The organism is Streptomyces sp. WM4235 (assembly GCF_001279725.1).
Classification (GTDB): Bacteria; Actinomycetota; Actinomycetes; order Streptomycetales; family Streptomycetaceae; genus Streptomyces.
Window position 1 is genome coordinate 95315 of record NZ_LGDE01000469.1, and the last position, 22486, is coordinate 117800.

General features: G+C 73.4%; 23 protein-coding genes. 11 read left to right on the plus strand and 12 right to left on the minus strand.

Features of this window, described 5'->3' with window-relative positions; all coding sequences use genetic code 11:
* Window positions 1-131: 131 nt before the first annotated feature.
* On the minus strand, window positions 132-794 hold the full coding sequence (locus ADK55_RS34375; RefSeq protein ID WP_007267191.1) for a helix-turn-helix transcriptional regulator: 663 nt from the start codon (window positions 792-794) through the stop codon (window positions 132-134).
* Window positions 795-1093: 299 nt separating this feature from the next.
* The gene (locus ADK55_RS34380; RefSeq protein ID WP_053684722.1) at window positions 1094-1750 is read right to left on the minus strand and encodes a DUF3000 domain-containing protein; all 657 of its coding nucleotides are present in this window, start codon (window positions 1748-1750) and stop codon (window positions 1094-1096) included.
* A 91-nt stretch (window positions 1751-1841) separates the two neighbouring features.
* On the opposite strand from ADK55_RS34380, the gene hemE reads away from it, so the two are divergent.
* Window positions 1842-2906, plus strand: coding sequence for a uroporphyrinogen decarboxylase (hemE, locus tag ADK55_RS34385; RefSeq protein ID WP_053684724.1), 1065 nt, complete (start codon window positions 1842-1844; stop codon window positions 2904-2906).
* A 90-nt stretch (window positions 2907-2996) separates the two neighbouring features.
* On the opposite strand, the gene ADK55_RS34390 is transcribed toward hemE, so the two are convergent.
* Together ADK55_RS34390 and ADK55_RS34395 are read right to left on the minus strand one after the other, a co-directional pair.
* Window positions 2997-4379 carry an FAD-dependent oxidoreductase gene (locus ADK55_RS34390; RefSeq protein ID WP_053684726.1) on the minus strand — a complete coding sequence of 461 codons (1383 nt, stop codon included), beginning with the start codon at window positions 4377-4379 and terminating at the stop codon, window positions 2997-2999.
* A 73-nt stretch (window positions 4380-4452) separates the two neighbouring features.
* Entirely contained in the window at window positions 4453-5484 is a 1032-nt protein-coding gene (locus tag ADK55_RS34395) for a DUF4349 domain-containing protein (RefSeq protein WP_053684728.1), read from the minus strand.
* Between the two features lie 138 nt (window positions 5485-5622).
* Between ADK55_RS34395 and hemG the strand changes: the two genes are divergently transcribed.
* Together hemG and hemQ are read left to right on the plus strand one after the other, a co-directional pair.
* Window positions 5623-7101, plus strand: coding sequence for a protoporphyrinogen oxidase (hemG, locus tag ADK55_RS34400; RefSeq protein WP_053684730.1), 1479 nt, complete (start codon window positions 5623-5625; stop codon window positions 7099-7101).
* A gap of 4 nt (window positions 7102-7105) precedes the next feature.
* The gene (gene hemQ, locus ADK55_RS34405; protein WP_053684732.1) at window positions 7106-7819 is read left to right on the plus strand and encodes a hydrogen peroxide-dependent heme synthase; all 714 of its coding nucleotides are present in this window, start codon (window positions 7106-7108) and stop codon (window positions 7817-7819) included.
* Between the two features lie 321 nt (window positions 7820-8140).
* Here the strand turns inward: hemQ and ADK55_RS34410 are convergent, their stop codons facing one another.
* From ADK55_RS34410 to ADK55_RS34420, 3 genes are all read right to left on the minus strand, one after another.
* Complete coding sequence (locus ADK55_RS34410; RefSeq protein ID WP_053684734.1) at window positions 8141-9235, minus strand: TIGR04222 domain-containing membrane protein; 1095 nt, start codon at window positions 9233-9235, stop codon at window positions 8141-8143.
* A complete protein-coding gene (locus tag ADK55_RS34415) occupies window positions 9232-10518 on the minus strand; it encodes a DUF692 domain-containing protein (protein ID WP_107089390.1) in 1287 nt (428 codons plus the stop codon). Before ADK55_RS34415 ends, ADK55_RS34410 begins: the two co-directional genes overlap by 4 nt.
* Window positions 10519-10701: 183 nt before the next feature.
* Window positions 10702-11535 carry an aminoacyl-tRNA hydrolase gene (locus ADK55_RS34420; protein ID WP_053684738.1) on the minus strand — a complete coding sequence of 278 codons (834 nt, stop codon included), beginning with the start codon at window positions 11533-11535 and terminating at the stop codon, window positions 10702-10704.
* A gap of 71 nt (window positions 11536-11606) precedes the next feature.
* Between ADK55_RS34420 and ADK55_RS34425 the strand changes: the two genes are divergently transcribed.
* From ADK55_RS34425 to ADK55_RS34440, 4 genes are read left to right on the plus strand one after another with little or no spacing between them, the layout of a single operon-like run.
* Window positions 11607-12281: an AIM24 family protein gene (locus ADK55_RS34425; protein ID WP_053684740.1), complete on the plus strand. Its 675-nt coding sequence runs from the start codon at window positions 11607-11609 to the stop codon at window positions 12279-12281.
* Entirely contained in the window at window positions 12278-13096 is an 819-nt protein-coding gene (locus ADK55_RS34430; RefSeq protein WP_234350371.1) for an ATP-binding cassette domain-containing protein, read from the plus strand. The genes ADK55_RS34425 and ADK55_RS34430 overlap by 4 nt, the downstream gene beginning before the upstream one ends.
* On the plus strand, window positions 13093-13731 hold the full coding sequence (locus ADK55_RS34435; protein WP_053684742.1) for a hypothetical protein: 639 nt from the start codon (window positions 13093-13095) through the stop codon (window positions 13729-13731). The genes ADK55_RS34430 and ADK55_RS34435 overlap by 4 nt, the downstream gene beginning before the upstream one ends.
* A 14-nt stretch (window positions 13732-13745) precedes the next feature.
* The gene (locus tag ADK55_RS34440; protein WP_053684745.1) at window positions 13746-13943 is read left to right on the plus strand and encodes a hypothetical protein; all 198 of its coding nucleotides are present in this window, start codon (window positions 13746-13748) and stop codon (window positions 13941-13943) included.
* A 39-nt stretch (window positions 13944-13982) separates the two neighbouring features.
* On the opposite strand, the gene ADK55_RS34445 is transcribed toward ADK55_RS34440, so the two are convergent.
* The 5 genes from ADK55_RS34445 to zapE all read right to left on the minus strand — a co-directional run bounded on the left by ADK55_RS34445 (window position 13983) and on the right by zapE (window position 19168).
* Window positions 13983-14882 (minus strand): polysaccharide deacetylase family protein, encoded by a 900-nt coding sequence (locus tag ADK55_RS34445; RefSeq protein ID WP_053684868.1) that lies wholly within the window; start codon window positions 14880-14882, stop codon window positions 13983-13985.
* 23 nt (window positions 14883-14905) lie between these two features.
* On the minus strand, window positions 14906-15736 hold the full coding sequence (locus tag ADK55_RS34450; protein WP_053684870.1) for a PPK2 family polyphosphate kinase: 831 nt from the start codon (window positions 15734-15736) through the stop codon (window positions 14906-14908).
* A gap of 223 nt (window positions 15737-15959) precedes the next feature.
* Complete coding sequence (locus ADK55_RS34455; RefSeq protein WP_053684747.1) at window positions 15960-17312, minus strand: alkaline phosphatase PhoX; 1353 nt, start codon at window positions 17310-17312, stop codon at window positions 15960-15962.
* Between the two features lie 227 nt (window positions 17313-17539).
* Window positions 17540-17965, minus strand: a complete 426-nt coding sequence (locus ADK55_RS34460; protein WP_053684749.1) for an OsmC family protein — start codon at window positions 17963-17965, stop codon at window positions 17540-17542.
* A gap of 93 nt (window positions 17966-18058) precedes the next feature.
* Window positions 18059-19168: a cell division protein ZapE gene (gene zapE / locus ADK55_RS34465; RefSeq protein WP_053684751.1), complete on the minus strand. Its 1110-nt coding sequence runs from the start codon at window positions 19166-19168 to the stop codon at window positions 18059-18061.
* Between the two features lie 36 nt (window positions 19169-19204).
* Between zapE and ADK55_RS34470 the strand changes: the two genes are divergently transcribed.
* The 4 genes from ADK55_RS34470 to msrB all read left to right on the plus strand — a co-directional run bounded on the left by ADK55_RS34470 (window position 19205) and on the right by msrB (window position 22444).
* Window positions 19205-19978 (plus strand): pyrimidine reductase family protein, encoded by a 774-nt coding sequence (locus tag ADK55_RS34470; protein ID WP_053684753.1) that lies wholly within the window; start codon window positions 19205-19207, stop codon window positions 19976-19978.
* Window positions 19979-20112: 134 nt separating this feature from the next.
* Window positions 20113-20580 carry a hypothetical protein gene (locus tag ADK55_RS34475; RefSeq protein ID WP_053684755.1) on the plus strand — a complete coding sequence of 156 codons (468 nt, stop codon included), beginning with the start codon at window positions 20113-20115 and terminating at the stop codon, window positions 20578-20580.
* 46 nt (window positions 20581-20626) lie between these two features.
* Window positions 20627-22021: a UDP-N-acetylmuramate--L-alanine ligase gene (murC, locus tag ADK55_RS34480; RefSeq protein WP_053684757.1), complete on the plus strand. Its 1395-nt coding sequence runs from the start codon at window positions 20627-20629 to the stop codon at window positions 22019-22021.
* Between the two features lie 15 nt (window positions 22022-22036).
* Window positions 22037-22444, plus strand: coding sequence for a peptide-methionine (R)-S-oxide reductase MsrB (msrB, locus tag ADK55_RS34485; protein WP_053684759.1), 408 nt, complete (start codon window positions 22037-22039; stop codon window positions 22442-22444).
* The last annotated feature ends 42 nt before the right edge of the window (window positions 22445-22486 follow it).

A 22486-nucleotide genomic window follows, 5' to 3' on the forward strand; every position in this document is an offset into this window, starting at 1 on the left:
ACGGGCGCGAGGGTGAGACCTGGTGAAGCGCGGGGGTGGGGACGGGGTGCGGCGGGAGGGAGAGGACGGGGTGGGCTCGAACGTGTCCCGGGGGTTTCCCCGGGACGTCCCCCGGGAGCCACCGGGCGGGGTCAGTGGATGATTCCGGTCCGCAGGGCGACGGCGACCATCCCGGCCCGGTCGCCGGTGCCCAGCTTGCGGGCGATCCGGGCGAGGTGGGACTTCACGGTCAGTGCGGACAGGCCCATCGAGACGCCGATGGCCTTGTTGGACTGGCCCTCCGCGACGAGGCGCAGGACCTCGACCTCGCGGCCGGAGAGCTCTCGGTAGCCGCCCGGGTGGCTCGGGGCACCCGGGGGGCGGCGGTGCATGCGGGCGGCGGCGGCACCGATGGGGGCGGCGCCGGGCCGGGTGGGGAGCCCGATGTTGGTCCGGGTGCCGGTGACGACGTAGCCCTTCACTCCGCCCGCGAGGGCGTTGCGGACGGCGCCGATGTCATCGGCGGCGGACAGGGCCAGGCCGTTCGGCCAGCCGGCGGCACGGGTCTCGGAGAGCAGGGTGAGACCGGAACCGTCGGGCAGGTGTACGTCGGCCACGCAGATGTCGCGCGGGCTGCCGACGCGGGGGCGGGCCTCCGCGATGGACGACGCCTCGATCACATCACGTACTCCGAGGGCCCACAGATGGCGGGTCACGGTGGAACGGACGCGCGGGTCGGCCACGACGACCATGGCCGTCGGCTTGTTCGGGCGGTAGGCGACCAGGCTTGCGGGCTGCTCGAGAAGAACGGACACCTAGGCCTCCTGGGGGAGTGGCGGAACGTCTCGGCCGGGGGAAGGGAAGCCGGTGCGCTCCGTGCTGATGGTCATTGACTCCTTCGGCACGTCACCCGCCCGGCTTTAGGGAATGATCACGATTTGGTGAGTAACAATTCGGGCAATTCGGACGCACGATCGATCAATGGATGATCAGAAGCCCGCAACGAATGCACGTTCTGGCACTCCGATGCGGGCTCGATCGGTCGACCCGACCCGGGGCGCCACCCCGGGGAGCCCCCGGACGGGGCCCGCGGTGCGGCCGAGCGGCCCCTTGACTACGGGTGGTGCGGACCGCGCCGCTGTGGCAGGGACACCACGCCGGTGACGGTGTCGGTGGGGCCGACCGGCGGCAGCCCCGCGATTTGACACAGCAGCTCGCACCAGGCCGACAGGTGAGCCGAGGTGTCCGGCACCCCGCCCACCCCCTCGCGCGGCGTCCACGAGGCCCTGATCTCGATCTGAGTGGCCGGCCGCCGCTCCGAGAGCCCGCCGAAATAGTGCGAGCTCGCCATGGTCACCGTCCCGCTGGGCTCGCCGTACGTCAGCCCGCGCGCCTCCAGCGCCCCCGTCAGCCAGGACCAGCACACCTCGGGGAGGAGCGGGTCCGCGGCCATCTCCGGCTCCAGTTCCGCCCGTACCAACGTCACCAGGCGGAAGGTGCCCTGCCATGCGTCGTGCCCGGACGGATCGTGCAGCAGGATCAGCCGGCCGTCGGCCAGGTCGTCCTCGCCGTCGACGACCGCCGCCTCCAGCGCGTAGGCGTACGGGGCGAGTCTCTGCGGCGGCTTGGTGGGGTCGATCTCGATCCCCTGCCGCAGCCGCGCCTTCTTCAAGCCGTCGACCGCCCGCCGGAACGGGAGCGGGACGGAGCTCTCCTTCGCGCTGTCCACACCGTCAGCGCCATCTGAAAATCGTCCCTGAGCCGCAGCCATGCGGGGAAGACTAGGCGGAACGAGCGGCCGGACTGCGCAGGGACACCCGCGCCGGGTCGGGCACTTCTTCGTACGTGCGAAGATTTGGGTCGTGAGCGCCAACGACCGCCCCAAGGGCCAGCCGAGTCAGACGTACGATTCCGCCTTCCTGAAGGCGTGCCGGCGGGAGCCGGTTCCGCACACCCCGGTGTGGTTCATGAGGCAGGCGGGACGCTCACTCCCGGAGTACCGCAAGCTGCGCGAGGGCACGCAGATGCTGGAGTCCTGCATGCGGCCCGACCTGGTCACCGAGATCACCATGCAGCCCGTGCGGCGGCACGGCGTGGACGCCGCGATCTTCTTCTCCGACATCGTGGTCCCCCTCAAGGCGATCGGCGTCGACCTCGACATCAAGCCGGGCATCGGCCCCGTCGTGGCCCAGCCGATCCGCCGCCGCGAGGACCTCGCACAGCTGCGCGACCTCACTCCGGAGGACGTCTCGTACGTCACCGAGGCGATCGGCATGCTCACGGGTGAATTGGGCTCCACGCCGTTGATCGGCTTCGCCGGCGCGCCTTTCACCCTCGCGAGCTACCTCGTCGAGGGCGGCCCCTCGAAGAACCACGAGCACACCAAGGCCCTCATGTACGGGGACCCGCAGCTCTGGGCCGACCTGCTGGACCGCCTCGCCGAGATCACCTCGGCCTTCCTCAAGGTCCAGATCGAGGCCGGTGCCTCGGCGATCCAGCTCTTCGACTCCTGGGTCGGCGCGCTCGCCCCCGCGGACTACCGCCGCTCGGTGATGCCGGCGTCGGCGAAGGTCCTGGAATCCGTGGCCTCGTACGGCGTCCCGCGCATCCACTTCGGCGTGGGCACGGGCGAGCTGCTCGGCCTGATGGGCGAGGCCGGCGCGGACGTCATGGGCGTCGACTACCGGGTCCCGCTCGACGAGGCCGTGCGCCGCGTCGGCCCCGGCAAGGCGCTCCAGGGCAACCTGGACCCGGCGGTCCTCTTCTCCACCACGGAGGCCGTGGAGGCCAAGACCCGCGAGGTCCTGGACGCCGCCGCCGGCCTGGAGGGCCACATCTTCAACCTCGGTCACGGCGTCCTGCCGACCACCGACCCCGACGCCCTGACCCGCCTGGTGGAGCACGTCCACACCAGCACCCGGCGCTGACGCGGAGCCCTTCACCGGGCCGCGTCGCCATCGAGTGACCACAGGAGCCCCGCCCGTCGACGACGGGCGGGGCTCCAGTGCGTGGCGGGGTCAGACGCCGGCCGAGCGGACCGCGGTGACCGCCTTGCGGGCCGCCACCAGGATCGGGTCCCAGACCGGGGAGAACGGCGGCGCGTAGCCCAGGTCCAGCGAGACGACCTGGTCCACCGTCATGCCGGCCGTGAGGGCCACGGCCGCGATGTCGACGCGCTTCGCGGCGCCGGCCCCGCCCACGATCTGGACGCCCAGCAGCCGGCCCGTGCGGCGCTCCGCCAGCATCTTCACCGTCATCTCGGTCGCGCCCGGGTAGTAGCCCGCCGTGTTCGTCGAGCGGATCGTCGCCGTCACGAAGCGCAGGCCCGCCTCCCGCGCGTCGCGTTCGCGCAGCCCCGTGCGGGCGATCTCCAGATCGCACACCTTGCTCACCGCGGTGCCGACCACTCCCGGGAAGGTCGCGTAACCGCCCCCCACGTTCGAGCCGATGACCTGGCCGTGCTTGTTGGCGTGCGTGCCCAGGGGGATGTGCCGCGGGCGGCCCGCCACCAGGTCCAGGACCTCCACGCAGTCGCCGCCCGCCCAGATGTCCTCGTGGCCCCGGACCCGCATCGAGAGGTCCGTCAACAGCCCGCCCGAGTCGCCCAGGGGAAGACCCGCCGCGCGGGCCAGGGCCGTCCGGGGCTCCACGCCCATGCCCAGCACCACCACGTCGGCCGGGTACTCGTCCCCCGCCGCCGTGGCCACCGCGCACGCGCGGCCGTCCTCGTCCGTGAGGATCCTCGTCACCTCGGCGCGGGACACCGTACGGATGCCCATGCCGTTCATCGCCGTGTGGACGAGGCCGCCCATGTCCGGGTCCAAGGTGGCCATCGGCTGCTCGCCCCGGTGCAGGACGGTGACCTCGAAGCCCCGGCCGACCAGCGCCTCCGCCATCTCCACGCCGATGTAGCCCGCGCCGACCACGACCGCCCTGCGGCCCTGCGTGCGCTCGAGTCCGTCCATCAGGCGCTGCCCGTCGTCCAGGGACTGGACCCCGTGGACCCCGTGCGCGCCGATGCCGGGCAGCCGGGGGCGGATCGGGCGGGCGCCCGTCGCCAGGACGAGCTTGTCGTACGCCGTCCAGGACTCGACGCCCGAATCCAGGTCCCGGGCGCGGACGCGCCGGCCCACGAGATCCAGCTCCACGACCTCGTTCCGGATGCGCAGGTCGATGTCCCGGGCGCGGTGCTCCTCGGGCGTGCGGGCGATCAGCTCGTCCCGGCCGGCGACCTGCCCGCCGATCCAGTACGGGATCCCGCACGCGGAGTACGAGGTGAAGTGCCCCCGCTCGAAAGCGGTGATCTCCAGCTCCGCCGGGCCCTTCAGCCGCCGGGCCTGTGACGCGGCGGACATGCCCGCCGCGTCACCGCCGATCACCACCAGTCGTTCCGCCGCCATCGTCCGCACCGTCCTCCACCGCCGCCGTCAGGTGGGGGACACGCTACGGGCCCTCGCCCGAAAGGGTGTTCCCTCAGCGGTCGGAGTCGGTCCCGGCGTCGGAGTCGGCCGTCTCGGGGGAGTCCGCGGCCCGCGACTGCTGCGCCGGCACCGTCACCCACTTGCGGGTCAGACCCGTCCTCGGCGTCGCCGGACGGAACCGGCGGTACACCCGGACGCCCACCGCCACCAGCGCCGCCGCCAGCGCGAACGGCAGCACGGCGCCCACGGCCAGGGCCAGGTACCGCACCAGGGTCGTGAAGACGTCCCAGCCGCCGCGCAGCGCGTCCATGAACGCCGGCTCGTCCTTCTCCTTCTTCTCGGGGGCCGCCCGCTTCGGGGCCGGCTCCGAGACCTCCAGGGTGATCGTGCCGAGCGCGGTCTGGTCCTTCAGCGCCGTCTGCTGGGCCAGCAGCGACTCCAGGTCGGACTGACGCCGGCTCAACTCGCTCTCCAGCATGACCACGTCGGAGAGCGCCGAGGCCTTGTCCATCATCTCCCGCACCCGCGCCACACTGGCCTGCTGCGACCGGACCCGGCTGTCGACGTCCGCGACCTTCTCCGTCACGTCCTGCGCCTCGACCTTGCGGTTCAACAGCTTCCCGCCGCCCTCCAGCGCGCCCAGGACGGAGTCGAAGCGCTCGCCCGGCACCCGCAGGGTCACCGTCGAGGTCATCCGGCCGTCGTCGTCGCGCCGGGTGGACTCGTTGCCGACGTACCCGCCCGCGTTCTCGGCCGCCGTACGGGCGGCGGAGAGCGCCTTCTGCGCGTTCGTCGTCTCGATCGCCAGGGTCGCCGTACGGATGATGTGCGGGCGGACCGTCACCGGCTTCTGACCCGCGTCCGCCCCCGCCGAGGGGGCCGCCGCCCCGGGCTTGCCCTGGGCCGCGCCCTGCTGCGGGGCGGCCTCGCGCGGTCCGACCGCGGCCTTGTCGGCGGACGACGAACGGGCCTCGTCGCCGGAGGAGGCCGAGCAGCCGGTGAGCGCGAGGGCCCCGGCCAGGGAGAGGGCGGCCAGGGCCGCCGCCGTGCGGTTTCCGTGGGTGGTCCCGCGTGTGGTGCCCATCAGTGATACCCCCGAGGTTCGGCCGTCGTTGCCCGTTCGACGTCCAGGGTCCGGTCGCGGGTTTCGCTTCCGCGGTCCCGAGGTGATCCCGATGCGGTCACGGTCCGGCCTCGTTGATCGATCTGAGACGATGTGTCCATGCACGAAGCGGACACGCGTACGGATCGACCGGCCCCCACCGGTCACGTCGTCGTCATCGGCGGCGGTATCGCGGGCCTCGCGGCCGCCCACCGACTCCTCGCCGACGGGCTCCGCGTCACCCTCCTGGAAGCCGGGCCGCGCCTCGGCGGCAAACTGCGCGCCGGTGAACTCGCGGGCCTGCCCGTCGACCTCGGCGCCGAATCGGTGCTCGCCCGCCGCCCCGAGGCGGTCGCCCTCGCCCAGGCCGTCGGGCTCGGGGACGCCCTCCAGCCGCCCGCCACCGCCACCGCCCACCTGTGGACCCGGGGCGCGCTGCGCCCCATGCCGCGCGGCCACGTCATGGGCGTGCCCGGCGACGTGGGCCCGCTCGCCGCCTCCGGTGTGCTGTCCGCCGAGGGCCTGGCCCGGATCGAGGCCGAACACGCGCTGCCGCCCGCCGAGATCGGCGAGGACGTCGCCGTCGGCGAGTACGTCGCCGCACGGCTGGGCCGCGAGGTCGTCGACCGTCTGGTGGAACCGCTGCTGGGCGGTGTCTACGCGGGCGACGCCTACCGCATCTCGATGCGCGCCGCCGTCCCCCAGCTCTTCGAGGCGGCCCGCGCCCACGCGCTGCTCGGCGACGGGGTACGGGAGATCCAGCGCCGGGCGGCGGCACAACCCGGCCCCGCCGGGCCGGTCTTCGCCGGCATCGCCGGCGGCATCGGGCGGCTCCCGCTCGCCGTGGCCGACGCGTGCCGCGCCGCCGGGGCGCGGATCTCGTCCGACACCCCCGTGCGCGAGATCGTCCGTACGGCCGAAGGCTGGCGGGTGATCGCCGGATCCGAGGTCATCGAGGCCGACGGGGTGGTCCTGGCCGTCCCGGCCGGGGCCGCGGCCCGGCTGCTCGACGACCTCGCGCCCACCGCGGCCGTCGAACTGCGCGACGTCGAGTACGCCTCGATGGCCCTGGTCACCATGGCCTTCCGGCGTTCCGACCTGCCCGCCGCCATCGCCGACGGTGGTGCCAGCGGATTCCTCGTACCGCCCGTGGACGGCCGGACCATCAAGGCGTCCACCTTCTCATCCAACAAGTGGGCGTGGGCCGGGGCCGACCCCGACCTGTTCCTGCTGCGGACCTCCGTGGGCCGGCACGGCGACGAGGGCGTCCTGACGCGCGACGACGCCGACCTGGTCGAGATCTCACTGGGGGACCTCGGCGCCGCCGTGGGCCTCGCGGCCCGGCCCGTCGCCTCCACCGTCACCCGCTGGAACGCGGGACTGCCGCAGTACCCGGTGGGCCACCTCGACCGCGTCGCCCGGATCCGGGCCGCCGTCGGCGCCCTGCCGGGCCTCGCGGTGTGCGGAGCACTGTACGACGGGGTCGGCGTCCCGGCCTGTGTCGCGAGCGCCGGCAAGGCCGCGGACACGGTGCTCGCGGGACTTCGAACGCGTTCGGGACCCCTGGCCACGACCACTGATCAGCACACGGGACAATAGGCACATGACTGCACCAGAGAAGATTCCCAACGCGGGGAAGAAGGCGAAGGACCTGAACGAGGTCATTCGCTACACCCTGTGGTCCGTCTTCAAGCTGAAGGACGTCCTGCCCGAGAACCGCGCCGGCTTCGCCGACGAGGTCCAGGAACTGTTCGACCAGCTGGCCGCCAAGGACATCACCGTCCGCGGCACCTATGACGTCTCCGGCCTGCGCGCCGACGCGGACGTCATGATCTGGTGGCACGCGGAGACCTCCGACGAGCTGCAGACCGCCTACAACCTGTTCCGCCGCACCCGGCTGGGCCGCGCCCTGGAGCCGGTCTGGTCGAACATGGCCCTGCACCGCCCGGCCGAGTTCAACAAGTCGCACATCCCGGCCTTCCTGGCCGACGAGAACCCGCGCGACTACGTCAGCGTGTACCCGTTCGTGCGCTCGTACGACTGGTACCTCCTGCCCGACGAGGACCGTCGCCGCATGCTCAAGGACCACGGCATGATGGCGCGCGGCTACCCCGACGTGCGTGCCAACACCGTCGCGTCCTTCTCCCTGGGCGACTACGAGTGGATGCTGGCCTTCGAGGCCGACGAGCTGTACCGCATCGTCGACCTCATGCGTCACCTGCGTGCCTCCGAGGCCCGCATGCACGTCCGTGAGGAAGTCCCCTTCTACACCGGACGCCGCAAGTCCGTCGCCGATCTGGTGGCCGGACTCGCCTGAGACCTCCCCTGGGGGGAAGGAACCGGAGGAGCGCACCCCTGACACAGGGGCGGGCCTCCGGTGGATCGGGAGGCCCTGCCCCCGAAACGACGCAGCCGGAGATCCGCCCGGAAGTTCAGACGACAGGCGGCAGCAGGGCCCTGGGAGCATTCCCCGGGGCGCGTGTTGCCCCGTCGTCCAGCGACACCGGTGCGGGCTCCGGATGCGGCGCGCACGTCAGATGCCGCCCGCCGGTGTCACCCCTCACCCCTCGGCAAGTACCGCGCCACATGGGCGTCGACGCAGTCGTTGCCGCAGGGGGGTGCGGAGTCGATCGGCTCGTCAGGAGCTGCTGGAGCAACTGGACCCGGACGAGCTGCTGCAACTGGAACTCGACGAGGAACAGCTCGAACTCGACGACGAGCAGCTCGAACCCGACGAGGAACAGCTCGAACCGCCCCCGCCCCCGCCGCAGCCGGACCCGGAGGATCCGCAGCCGGACCCGCCGCCGGAGCAACTCGCCCCGCCGCCGCCACAACCCGACCCGGATCCGGAGGATCCACAGCCCGAGGTGCCGGTGGCGCTGCTCGCGCACCACACGAGGACGGGCAGTACGTCGTCCCCCGACCCGGACGAGGAGCGCGACCGGTGCGGGCCCGTCCCGGCCCGGGACTGGGCGGCGGCCAGGCGGGTGCCGCGGGCCGCCGGCACCAGTTGTTGGCGCAGGAACGGGTCGCGCAGGCCCCGCAGCCCGAACAGGGCGGTCTGGACGTGCGGGGTGTGGTCGTTGAGGTAGTGGGCCCGGAACTCGCCGAGCGCGGCCTGCCCCGAGGGGGTGATCCGCCGTCCGGCCCGCTTGGCCGCCACGCCACCGACCACGATCCCGCCCACCAGGGCCGGGAACACCAGCACGATGAACGGCACCTGAGGGCCGGTCGCCAGGGCCCAGGAGACGATGGTGAGGGGCAGCGACAGCACCAGCAGCAGGCCGCACACCGCGGCCTGAACGGTGCCCCGGCGTCGCCAGGTGCGTCCCGTACCGGGTGGGGAGAGGAGCCCCCGGTGGGCCAGGGCGTCCCCGATCTCCTGCACGGCCGGGTCCGACATGGCGGCGTACCGCACCTGGTACAGCCATCCGGACGGAGCCAGCCGCAGCGCCAGCAGGACCGCGCGCTCGGCGGCGTCGTTGGCGCGGGCGCCGGGCCGGGCTTGGACGATGCCCGGCCCGCCGACGACCAGACGGCCGTCGCCGAGCAGCGAGACGAGGGCGCTGTCCACGACCGCGCCGGGCCCGCCCGCCATGAACGCGGCCTCCGACAGGTCGTGCAGTCGCTCGGACGGAGCCGTCGCCGGGGGCCTTGAGGCCCGCAGCCCCCGCAGGAGCAGGACGGTGGAGACGATGACGCCGATCCAGACGGCGAGGGCGAGGATGTTCACGCGGCTCTCCCCACCAGGTTCCGTGCCCAGCGCACGATGCGCAGCGGCGGCCGTGCCCCGGCCCGGTCCCGCCACCAGAGGGTCAGCCGACGGCGGGCGGCCGGGTCGGCGGGAAGGTCCTGGATCAGCAGGTGTTCGGCGAAGTCCAGGGCGTCCCGGCGGTACCCGTCCGTCATGGGGCGGTGGCGCGCGTACCCGAGGAAGGCGGTGCGGTACGCCTCCTCCCCGCCCAGGATCGCGGGCAGTTCGGGCGCCACGTTCGCCACGACCGAGGCCCGCTTGGCGGCCAGTGCCCGCGCCTGCACCCGGATCCGCTGCCGGTCGAAGCCCTCGGGCACCGGCGTGCCGGCCACCAGCGCCGACAACAGCGCGGCCTGCTGCAACCCGACCCGCGTCCGCGCCTGCTCCGGCGGCGCCGGGGTAGGCACGGGGCGGGTGGAGGGGGTGCGCGCACCGGCGGGGCGCGGCCCGGCGGGGCCGGCGTCCAGCACGGCCCGGATCGCGGCGAGTTCGCCCTCCAGTTCGCCCTCGGGCGGGAAGTCGTCGTCCCGCTCCAGCAGTACGCCGGCCGGCTCGAACCGCCGGCGGAGCTCCGCCAGCACGTCCAGCACCACCGGCGGCACGGGGTGCGCGTGCGTGTCGTGCCACACGCCGCCCCGCTCCACGCCGCCGGCGACGTGCACGTACGCCAGGGCCTCCGGCGGGATCGCGTCCAGCACCGCCGCCGGGTCCTCGCCGCGGTTCACCCGGTTCGTGTGCAGGTTCGCGACGTCGATGAGCAGCCGTACGCCGGTGCGTTCCACCAGCTCCGTCAGGAACCGGGCCTCCGTCAGCTCCTCCCCGGGCCACGAGAACAGCGCGGCGATGTTCTCCAGCGCCAGCGGCACCGGCAGCGCGTCCTGGGCGATCCGGACGTTCTCGCACAGCACGTCCAGGGCGTCGCGGGTGCGCGGCACGGGCAGCAGGTGTCCGGCCTCCAACGCGGGCGAGGAGGTGCGTACGAAGGCGATGTGCTCCGTCACCAGCGGCGCCCCCAGGGTCACCGCCCGCTCCCCGAGCGCGGCGAGCTTCCCGGCGTCGGGGCGCTCGGCTCCGCCGAGCCCCAACGAGACGCCGTGCGGGACCACGCGGACGCCCCGGTCGAGCAGCCGCCGGAGCGACGCGGGCAGATGGCCCGGGCAGATGTTCTCGGCCACCACCTCGACCCAATCCAGGCCCGGCAGCCGTTCCACCGCGTCCGCGATCTCAGGCCGCCAGCCGATGCCCACTCCCAGGTGTGCCATGGGCTTCATGTCCCCCGCCCCCTTTCCTCGGTCCCTCTGCCCGTGTCATGGCCCCGACGCAGTCGCGCCAATCCGCAGGAGGGGACGTTCAGAGCAACATTTGAGGTTCCCCGCGGACGGCGGGAGTCCGGATGTCGGGACGGGTGACCCGCGGCGGATGCGCCCCTGCTGCCCGGCGGGTCCCTACAGCCGCGCCCGCAGGGCCGGGTGGTCGGAGACCACCGTGCAGGATCCCGGCGCGATCTCGGTGAAACCGGCGTCCCGGACCACCGGCAGCCCGCTGCCGCTCAGCTCGGCCCACCGCTCGCGCGGGGCGGTCCGTACGGCCAGCCGGAAACCGGAGTCGCGCCACGCGGCGCGTTCGGCGGGCTCCAGTTCCCACCACGCCAGCTGGGCGGCGTGCCCGGCCTGGGCCATCGCCTTGCCGGCCGACATGTCGAGGTCCGGGTTGAGCCACAGCACCGGTACGCCGGGCGCGGCCGGGGGGACCGGTTCCGGGTCGTCCAGGTCGGTGCCCGACACCTGGAGCTTGGCCAGTTCCTTGGGCCAGCCGTCGAGCGGCACCGGCGGGAAGACGCGCACCTCGACCTCGGGCGGCGTCTGCCCGGACGCCTGCGCGGGAGCCCCCGGCGACGTTTCGACGGAGGCCTCCCCGTGTACCGTCACGCCCGGCAGGGTCCCCGCCTTGCGCCACTCCGCCCCGCGCGCCCGTCGGACCACCTTGCGGATCCGGGCGTCCTGCCAGTCCCGTACGGCCTCGGACCATTCGCCCTCGCCGTGCGCGCGTTCGTCCGTCAGCAACACCAGCACCGCGCGGGCCGCCGTCTCCAGCGCGGCGGTCCGGGCCGGCGGCGCCGCCTTCTCGATCCGCACGACCAACGGCAGCACGAACTGCCGGGCCTCGTCACGGGCGGCGTGCTCCCGCCGGAAGGGACTGTCGGCCCCGACCGCGGGCACGGGGGTGGGGGTGGGGTCCCGGAGGGTGTCCCGCGCGGCCTGGGTGTCGTCGGTGCTCATCCGGCCAAGTTTGCCGGCCTCCGACTCCAGGATGATGTCGCAGGGGTCCCCGGCGGGCGAGGATCGGGCGCATGAAGAGTGATCTTTTCGCGTCCGAGAACCTGGTCCAGTCCGCAGCCGCCCCCGGCATGACCCTGCAGAACGCCAAATCCGTCAAGTACGCCGTCAACGGCGAGATGCTCGCCCGTCAGGGCTCGATGGTCGCCTTCCGCGGCAACCTCCAGTTCGAGCGCAAGGGCCAGGGCATAGGCGGCATGCTCAAGCGCGCCGTCACCGGCGAGGGCCTCGCGTTGATGTCCGTGCGCGGCCAGGGCGAGGCCTGGTTCGCCCACCAGGCCGGCAACTGTTTCATCATCGACTTCGAGCCGGGTGACGCGCTCACCATCAACGGTCGCAACGTCCTGTGCTTCGACTCCGGCCTGTCCTACGAGATCAAGATGGTCAAGGGCGCCGGCATGACCGGCGGCGGCCTCTTCAACAGCCTCTTCACCGGCGTCGGCAAGCTCGCCGTCGTCTGCGACGGCAACCCGATCATCATCCCGGTCACCGCCCAGGCCCCGGTGTTCGTCGACACGGACGCGGTCGTCGGCTGGAGCGCCTCCCTCGACACCGGACTGCACCGTTCCCAGTCCGTCGGCTCGATGATCCGCGGCGGCTCCGGCGAGGCCGTCCAACTCAAGCTCAGCGGCGAGGGCTTCGTCATCGTCCGCCCGAGCGAGGTCACCGAGACGACCGCGGGACATTGAGGTTGACGGAGGTGGGCCGCCGCCACGGCCGGCGGCGGCCCTGGGTGCTGCGCGGCGTCTCGATGGAGCTGCCGCCCGGCGCCCTGATACGCGTCGAGGGCCGCAACGGTGACGGCAAGTCCACCCTGCTGCGGCTCGTCGCCGGCATCGACACCCCCACCGAGGGCCGGATCACCGGCCGCCCGCTCCGCACCGCGTACGTACCCGAGCGCTTCCCGGCCGCGCTGCCGCTCACGGCCGCCGCCTACCTGACCCGCATGGGCGCGGTGCACGGCCTGCCGCGCGCCACCGCGGCCGACCGGGCCGCCGGCTGGCTGGAGCGGTTCGGGGCGGCCGAGTACGCCCGCACCCCGCTCGTCGAACTGTCCAAGGGCTCCGCGCAGAAGGTGGCCGTCGCCCAGGCGCTGCTCGCCGATCCCGCCCTGCTCGTCCTCGACGAGGCCTGGACCGGACTGGACACCGCCGCCCGCGGCGAGCTCGACCGGGCCGTGCTGGAACGAACCGCCGCCGGGGGCACCGTGCTCTTCGTCGACCACGACCCGCGCCGGCTCGTGGGCGCCGCCGACGCGCGCCACCGGATCGAGGACGCCGCGTTGGTGCCCGCCCCGCCGGAGGCCGGCGGCGAGGGACCGTGCGTGCGCGTCCACGTGACGGGGCCGCCCGGCGCCACGCCCCCTCCCGGGCTGTCGACCGAACCCGCCCCGGACGGGGGCCTGCTGCTCACGGTGCCCGCCGCGCGGTCCGACGCCGCGCTGCGCGCCCTGCTCACCGCGGACCCGCCCTGGCACGTCCGCGGCGTGCGGGAGCTGCCGTGACCGCCCTGCTCCGCTACCAGGCGGAGCTGCTGCTGCGCTCCCAGCGCTGGCTCGCGCCCGTCCTGCTGTACGCGGCCCTGCTGGCGATCGGGGTCCGGCCCGGGGACCCGATGACCGACTCGCTCGGCCTCGCGTCGGCCGCGCTGGTCCCGGTGGCGGCCTGGCTCGTGCGGGTCTGCGTCACCGGCGAGCCCGACGCGGCCCGTGACTGCGCCGCCGCCGCGCGGGGGCCCGTGCGGGTCCACGCGGCCGTCCTGCTCACCGCCCTCGGCGGGGCAACGATCATCGGGTGCGCGGGGGCCGCGGTCGTCCTGGCGGTGTGCGCGCCGGCCGCGGCGGGCCGGGGCCCGGCCGCCCTCGCCGGAGCCGGCGCCGTGCTGGTGTGCGCGCTGACCGGCACGGCCGTCGGGGCGCTGAGTGGCCGGCCGCTGCTGCGCGGCCCCGGTCTCTCCGTGGCCGCGGCCGGGCTCGGCAGCCTCCTGGCCCTGGTCACGGCCGGTTCCCCGGCCCGCGCCGCGGTGACCGGGCTGGTCACCGGGTCGGTGGCCATCCCGGTCGGCGCCCTCGCGGTGGCTGCGGTCGCGGCCGGCTCGGCGGGCGCGGTGGCCTGCCGCGTCGCCGCGCGGCGCGGCTGAGTACGCTCGAAGGCATGGACCAGTCCCAGCAGGAGACCTCGTACTGCCCCGCCCCGGCCGCGCCCGCCGAGTCCGTCGTGGTGCCCGGACCGCCCTACGCGGACTGCCTGGAGTGCGGCAAGCCCACCGAGTACGGGGTCGCGACCCCGGGCGTGGTGCTGTGCCCGGTGTGCGAGTGGCAGGAAGCGCAGCGCACCGCCTGCTCGGGCTGACCCCGTACCCGGACACCCGGTCCGCGGACCGGGTCCCGCTCACTTCCCGATGAGCTCGGACACCTTCACGAAGCGGTAGCCGCGCTTGCGCAGCTCCGGGACGATCGTGTGGATGGCCTCCTCGGTGACCGGTGCGGCGCTGCGCGTGCAGTGCATGACCACCACGGAGCCGGGCTTGACCCCGGCGAGCACCTGCTCGGCCACCGCGTCGGGGTCCTTGGCGAAGGCGTCCCCGCTGACCACGTCCCACTGGACGGCCGTCACCTTGGCCGTGGCGATGGCCCGCAGCGCCTGGTCGTCGTAGCAGCCGCCGGGGAAGCGGAAGTACGGGACGGTGTTGACGGCGCCCGCCGTGCGGAAGGCGGCGAAGGCCCGGTCCACGTCGGCGCGGGCGGCGGCGCCGTCGAGCGTGGGCAGTCCGTAGCAGGGGGACTTGAAGGCGTGGTGGCTGTACGAGTGGTTCGCGATCTCGAAGTTCGGGTCGGTGCCGATCGCCTTCGCCTGGTCCGGGTACTCCTCGGCCCAGCGCCCCGTCATGAAGATCGTCGAGGGCACCTTGAGGGTGCGCAGGGTGGAGATCAGCTCGGGGTTGTCGAAACGTTCCCCCGAGGCGGCACGCGGCCCCTGATCGGAGGTCATGTCGGCGTCGAAGGTCAACGCCACCGTTTTTTCGGCCTGCCGCTTCGCCCGTTCGAAGACCGGGGTCAGGCCGTTCGGGCCGGGGGCGATGGTGGGGGCCTTGCCGGGCGCGCCGGGCCGCGGGGCCGCCGAGGGGCCCGGGGTGCCGGGGGAGGTGGAGGGGGACGCGGGGGTCGATGCCGCGGGGGTGCCCATACGGGCCTCGCCGCCGGCCTTCGACGTGCCGGTGCCGCCCGCGCATCCTGCGAGGGCGGCACCGAGGGCGGTCACGACCGCGACGTTGCGCACTGAGGCTGAAATGGTCACATGAGCAAAATATATGACTATGTGGCAAGTAGTCGTTTGCGGCACTCGTCCACGTCGAAGTCACCCTTCGGGTACCGGGGCGCCAAGCCCTCCAGATGCTCCAGCAGCAGGGTGCTGATCGCCCAGTCGCGGTACCACTTGCGGTCGGCGGGGACGACGAACCACGGCGCGGCGTCGGTGGAGCAGCGCTCCAGGGCCAGCTCGTAGGCGTGCCGGTACTCGCGCCACAGCGCTCGCTCCTCGATGTCGCCCTGGTTGAACTTCCAGTGCTTGTCGGGGTTGTCGAGACGCGCCAGGAGCCGCTTGCGCTGCTCCTCGTAACCGATGTGGAGGAACACCTTCACCACCGTCACCCCGTCCTCCGCGAGGGACTGCTCGAACCGGTTGATCTGGGTGTAGCGGCGGCCCAGTTGGCTGCGCGGCACCAGCTCGCGGACCCGGGCGATCAGCACGTCCTCGTAGTGCGAACGGTCGAAGATGCCGATCTCGCCCGGCAGCGGCAGGGCCTGCGTGACGCGCCAAAGGAACGGGTGGCTCAGCTCCTCGGGAGTCGGTGCCTTGAACGCCCTGATCCGGCAGCCGGACGGGTTGAACTGGCCGATCACGTGCTTGACCGTGCCGCCCTTGCCACTGGTGTCCATGCCCTGGAGCACGAGCAGCACCCGCCGACGGTCCCCGGCCGTCGACGACGCGTACAGCCGCTCCTGCAGGGAGGCCAGCGGCTCGGCCATCCGGGCGATGGCCTCCCGACCGGCCGCCTTGCCGGCGGGACCGGCCGGGGTGCCGGAGGGGTCGAAACGGCGGAGGTCGAGCCGCTCACCCGCGGGGACCCGCAGGACCTCCCGCAGCGGTGGGGCGCTCCTGGCCCTCGTCCCGTCCCCGCGCCCGGCCTTCCCCTTCCCTTTCTCCTTCCCGTTCCTCTCCTTCTCCTTCTCCTTCTTCCTGCCCCTGGTCCCGGTCTCGTCCTCGGCTTCGGGCGTGCTGTGCTTCCTCGCCACCTCTACCCCAATCGCGTCGGCTCCGTCCGATGGTGCAACACATCGAACGCGCTCGCGATGCGAGGTGGGTGGCTCAGTGCCAGGGGCCGGTCACCGCGAACGTCGTCCCCGGGGCATAGGCGTTGACGTACATCGTCCGCCGGTCGGGCGAGAAGGTGACCCCGGCGAACTCCCCCCACGCAGGGGCGCCGGGCCCGCCGATGTCGTCGGCGTTGCGGGCCACCGGGTAGACCTCCCCGCCGAGGGTCACGCCGAACACGTACTGGGCGCCGCCGCCGTCCTCGCACACCATCAGGCCGCCGTCCGGCGCCAGACAGATGTTGTCGGGGGAGTCCCCGGGCAGTTCCACGTCCGAGGCCGGTCCGAAGAGCACGTCGAGCCGGAGCCGGGCCCGCAGCGGGTCGTAGAACCAGACCTGTCCGTGGTGTTCGGCGCCGGCGCCCTCCCCGGTGCGGGCGTAGCTGGACACGAAGTGGACCCCGCTGCCGCCCCAGTAACAGCCCTCCAGCTTCTGGGCGTGGGTGATCCCGCCCCGGCCGAAGTCCTGGAGGCGGATCGGCGTGTCGGCCGCCGAGGGATCCGGTACGGGAACCCACTCGACCGGGAACTCGGCCCCGGGCTCGTCCACCACGGCCAGGTCCGGAAGCCCCCGGACCCGCAGGGCCTCCAGGGTCCCGCCGGCCCGCAGGGACCCGGGGCCGGCGAGGGGGCGGGCGGGCCGGAAGCGGTAGAACAACCCGAAGGGTCGGACGAAGGCGTCCTCGGTCTCGTAGACCACCCCGGTGTACGGGTCCACGGCGACGGCCTCGTGCGCGAAGCGGCCCATCGCGGTCAGGGGGACCGCGCCCGAGCGGAGCGGGTCGACGGGGTCCACCTCGAAGACGAACCCGTGGTCCTCGGTGTACCCGGAGGTACCGGCCCTGTCCTCGGTCTCCTCGCAGCTGAGCCAGGTGTTCCAGGGGGTGCGGCCCCCCGCGCAGTTGACGGCGGTGCCGGCGAGGGCGACGCGTTCGGCGGTCACCCGGCCGGTGCGGTCGAGCTCCAGGACGGTGCAGCCCCCGAGCGCCCGGGGATCGTAGGTCAGCCCCTCGACGGCGGGGACCCGGAGCGCGGCCGTGGTCCGGTTCTCGTGGTTGCGCACCAGGCGTACGGCTCCGCCGGGGCCCGCGGCGAAGGCGGCCATGCCGTCGCAGTTGGCGGGGACGGGGCCCTCGCCGGAACGGAGGGGGTCGCCGGCGCGCGAGAGGACCCGGTACGAGAATCCGGCGGGCAGGTCGAGCAGCCGGCGGGGGTCGGGCACCAGCGGCCCGTACCCCCGGGTCACCGGCTCCGCGTCGGCCGCCCCGGCGAACAGCGCGCCGAGGGATCCGCCGAAGGCGATGCCGATGCCGCCGGCGGTGAGCAGGCTGCGGCGGGTGACGGACATCGGCAACTCCCGGCGGTGGCGTCTGACATGTGACCGGGCCGTGTTACCACGCGGCCCGCCCCGCATCCGCCCGCCGCCGCTCCGACCGGCGGAGCGTCACCCCACCGGGTGCCCGCCGCGCTCCCGTCGACGCCCATGACGCGCCCCGGTGCGGGGCGTCGGTCGGGGTGAGCCGGTCGGACGGATCCGGGGGCGGCCCGCTCGGGCCGCGCCCCGGGGCGCCGGGGTCAGAGCAGCTCGGCGGAGAGGGTGATCGTCGTACCCGTCAGGGCCTGGCTCACCGGGCAGTTCTTCTTGGCGTCCTCGGCCGCGGCGGCGAAGCCCTCGGCGTCCAGACCCGGAACCTCGGCCCGCACCGTCAGGTGGATGCCGGTGATGCCCTCGCCGGGCTGGAACGTCACGTCGGCCTTGGTCTCCACCCGGGTGGGGGGAGTGCCCGCGCCGTCCAGGCCGTGCGAGAGCGCCATCGAGTAGCAGCTGGAGTGCGCGGCCGCGATCAGCTCCTCCGGGCTGGTCTTGCCGTTCGCGGCCTCGGCGCGCGAGGGCCAGGAGACGTCGAACGAGCCCTGGCCGGAGGAGTCGAGGGTGACGACGCCGGTGCCCTTGAGGAGGCTGCCCTGCCAGTCGGTGTGGGCGGTACGCGTGGTGGCCATGATGGATCCCTTCGCAGAGGTGGCAACGACCGGGCCGACCCGCACGGGGATCCGCGGACGGATCGGTGCGGGAGGGGCCCGGCGTTCCCCAACCTACTGGGCCACCAGTGGCTTCGCGTCGCGCGCCAGGGCGGTGAGCCGGGATATGGCCCGGAAGTACTTCTTCCGATAGCCGCCGTTGAGCATTTCTTCACTGAACAGCCGGTCGAAGGGCAGTCCCGAGGCGAGTACCGGGACCTCCCGGTCGTACAGCCGGTCGGCCAGGACGACCAGGCGCAGGGCCGTCGACTGGTCGGGGATCGGGCCGACATCGGTCAGGCAGACGGCCGACACCCCGTCCGTGAGCGCCCCGTAGCGGCTCGGGTGCACCTTCGCCAGGTGTTCCAGGAGCCCCGGGAAGTCGTCGAGGCTCGCGCCCGGGGTCGCGTACGCCGCCTTGGTGACCTGCTCGTCCGAGAACGGCGCGGGCGCCTCGGGCAGGCCCCGGTGCCGGTAGTCCTGGCCGTCGATGCGCAGCGGCCGGAAGTGCGAGGACAGACCCTGGATCTCCCGCAGGAAGTCGGCGGCGGCGAACCGGCCCTCGCCGAGCTTGCCGGGCAGCGTGTTGGAGGTGGCGGCCAGCGCCACGCCCTGCTCCACCAGGCGGCTCAGCAGCGAGGACACCAGCACGGTGTCGCCCGGGTCGTCGAGCTCGAACTCGTCGATGCACAGGAGCCGGTGCCCGCCCAGCGTCCGCACGGTCTGCTGGAAGCCCAGGGCGCCGACCAGGTTGGTCAGCTCCACGAAGGTGCCGAAGGCCTTCAGCGCCGGTTCCGCGGGGGTGGCGTGCCACAGGGAGGCGAGGAGGTGGGTCTTGCCGACGCCGTAGCCGCCGTCGAGGTACACCCCGCGCGGCGCGGCGGCGGGCGCGGCGGGCTTCTTCGCGAACCAGCGCCGCTTGCCGGAGCCGCTCGCGTGGGCCCCGCCCAGACCGGCCGCGAAGCCGGCGAGGACGGTGACGGCCTCGGACTGGCTCGGCTGCGTCGGGTCCGGGTCGTACGTCTCGAAGCGCACCGAGTCGAAGCGCGGCGGCGGCACCATCTCGGCGACGAGCCGTTCGGCGGGCACGTGCGGGGCGCGGGCGCACAGCGCCTGGGGGCCCTCGTCGGCTATCGGCGGCTGCCCGGCGGCGGCGGAACCAGAGGTCGAGACAGAGGTGGACACAGCCCTTAACTCTACGGGGCGTGCCACACTGCACCGATGCGACGCCTGTTCCCTGTGACCGATCAGACATCAGCAGCCCGGAGCGACCGCGAATGGTCGTTCGACGAGCTCGCGGAGGCGTACGCGTACCCCGTGCTCGACGCCGACGCCCACTGGCTGCGCGCCAACATGGTCTCCACACTGGACGGGGCCGCCCAGCACGACGGCCGCTCGCAGCCCATCTCGGGCGAGACCGACATGCGGATCTTCGGCACCCTGCGGGCCCTGGCGGACGTGGTGGTCGTGGGCGCGGAAACGGTTCGCCAGGAGGGGTACCGGCCCGCCCGCGCCCGCGAGGCGTTCGCGGCCCGCCGCAGCGCCGCCGGCCAGGGCCCGGCCGCCGCCATCGCGGTGATCACCGCCTCCATGGACCTGGACTTCTCGCTGCCGCTCTTCACCTCCCCCCTGGTGCCCACGCTCGTGCTGACCGGCGCCGGGGCGCCCGCGGAGCGGGTGGCCGCGGCCGTGGAGGCCGGGGCCGAGGTCGTGGTGGCGGGCGACGGGAGCGCCGTGGACCCCGCCCGGGCGGTACGGGAGCTCGCGGCCCGGGGGCTGCGCCGCCAGCTGACCGAGGGCGGGCCGAGGCTGCTGGGCCAGTTCGTGGCCGCCGACGTGCTGGACGAGCTGTGTCTGACGATCTCCCCGACGATGACCGCGGGGGGCGCCCAGCGGATCTCCGGAGGGCCTTCCGTCACGGTTCCGCACCGGCTCGCGCCCGCGTGCGTACTGGAGGAGGCCGGGTTCCTCTTCACCAGTTACCGTCGGATCTGACAAGGGGCGGAATTTGTCGTTCCGCTTAGCTTCCGCTGGGCACACTACCTGCGCGGCCCCGTGTGACAGCGGGGCAGGATGGTTTCCGCAGGGGCCGGCCCGACCGGCCTCGGCCCATGAAGGAGAGGGCGTCCGTGTTCACGAGCGTATTGATGATCGAGCAGCCGCTGACCACGGTGGACGTGGACTTCGTCACCACCCTGCACGGAGACGACCAGGTCTCCTTCGTCGTCCTCATGCAACCCCGAGGTGACCAGGACCGCCTGCTCCGCGCCATCGACGACGTCGCGCTCGGCGAACTTCCCGAGGCCGTCCACGAGGGCGAGGAGCCCGAGGGGGACGCCGCCCAAGGGCCCGCCGCGCAGGCCCTGGCGCACTCCCTGAACGCCCTGCGCCACAAGGGCGCCAACGCCACCGGGCAGATCATCGGGGCCCACCCCCTGGACAAGCTGAAGGCCGTCGTGGAGGAGACGAACGCCGACGAGGTGATCGTCCTGACCGCGCCGCATTTCGTCGAGGAGTTCTTCCACCGGGACTGGGCCTCCCGCGCCCGGCACAAGGTCGGCGTTCCGGTGCTCAAGCTCTTCGCCCACAACGAATAGGCTGGGCCCGGTTCACCCCTCGTACTCGATTCCTGGAGCGACCTGAATGAAGCCCGGCCTGCCGACCGCCATGGAACGGCCCCACTTCATCGGCATCGGCGGCGCCGGCATGTCCGGCATCGCGAAGATCCTCGCCCAGCGCGGGGCCGAGGTGGCCGGAAGCGACTCCCGTGACTCCGAGACCGCCCGGGCGCTGCGCGCCCACGGCGCCACGGTCCACATCGGGCACGCGGCCGAGCACCTCGCCGACGACTCCACCTGCGTGGTCGTCTCCAGCGCCATCCGGGCCGACAACCCGGAGCTGGTCCGCGCCGCCGAACTGGGCATCCCCGTCGTGCACCGCTCCGACGCCCTCGCCGGCCTGATGGACGGCCCGCGCGCCATCGCCGTCGCCGGCACGCACGGCAAGACCACCACCACCTCCATGCTGGCGGTGTCCCTCTCGGCCCTGGGCCTGGACCCCTCGTACGCCATCGGCGGCGACCTCGACGTCCCCGGCTCCAACGCCCACCACGGCGCGGGCGACATCTTCGTGGCCGAGGCGGACGAGAGCGACCGCAGCTTCCACAAGTACACCCCGCAGGTCGCGATCATCCTCAACGCGGAACTCGACCACCACGCGAACTACGCGTCGATGGAGGAGATCCACGAGTCCTTCGAGACCTTCGTCGGCAAGATCGTCCCCGGTGGCACCCTCGTCATCGCCCACGGTCAGGAGGGCGCCGCCGAGATCGCCCGCCGGGTCGCCGACCGGGACGGCCTCACCGTCGTCACCTACGGCGAGGAGCCCGAGGCCGACGTCCGGATCACGAAGATCACCCCGCGCGGCCTGACCAGCGAGGTCACCGTCGTCATCGACGGGCGGATGCTCACCTTCACCGTCTCCGTGCCCGGCCGCCACTACGCGCACAACGCCGTCGCGGCCCTCGCCGCCGGTGTCGCGCTCGGTATCCCCGCGCACAACCTGGCCTCCGCCCTCGGCAAGTACACCGGGGTCAAGCGCCGCCTCCAGCTCAAGGGCGAGGAGGCCGGCGTCCAGGTCATCGACTCCTACGCGCACCACCCGACGGAGATGACCGCCGACCTGGAGGCCATCCGCGGCGCCGCCGGGGATTCCCGCATCCTGGTGGTCTTCCAGCCCCACCTCTTCTCCCGCACCCAGGAACTCGGCAAGGAGATGGGCCGTGCCCTGGCCCTCGCCGACGCCTCCGTGGTCCTGGACATCTACCCGGCCCGCGAGGACCCGATCCCCGGCATCACCAGCGAGCTGATCATCGCCGCCGCCCGCACCGCGGGCGCCGACGTCAGCGCCGAGCACGACAAGGCCGCCGTCGCCGACGTCATCGCGGGAATGGCGAAGCCCGGTGATCTCGTTCTCACCATGGGCGCGGGCGACGTCACGGACCTGGGTCCCCAGATCCTCGCCCGGCTGTCGAACTGAGGGAGCGGGAACGTCATGGCGTACGAGGTCGAGAAGACGGACGAGCAGTGGCAGGCGGAGCTGACCCCGTCCGAGTACCAGGTGCTGCGCCTCGCCGGCACCGAGCCCGCCTTCCGCGGTGAGTACACCGACACCAAGACGGAAGGCGTCTACTCCTGCCGGGGCTGCGGCTCCGAGCTGTTCCGCTCGTCGGAGAAGTTCGAGTCGCACTGCGGCTGGCCGTCCTTCTTCGACCCGAAGGACACCGACGCGGTCGAGCTGATCGCCGACACCTCGCACGGCATGGTCCGCACCGAGGTCCGCTGCGCGAAGTGCGGCTCGCACCTGGGCCACGTCTTCGAGGGCGAGGGATACCCCACCCCGACCGACCAGCGGTACTGCATCAACAGCATCTCCCTGCGGCTGTCCCCCGACGCGTCCTGACGCACCGCGCCCCCGTGCCCGTGTCGACACCCCGGTGACGGC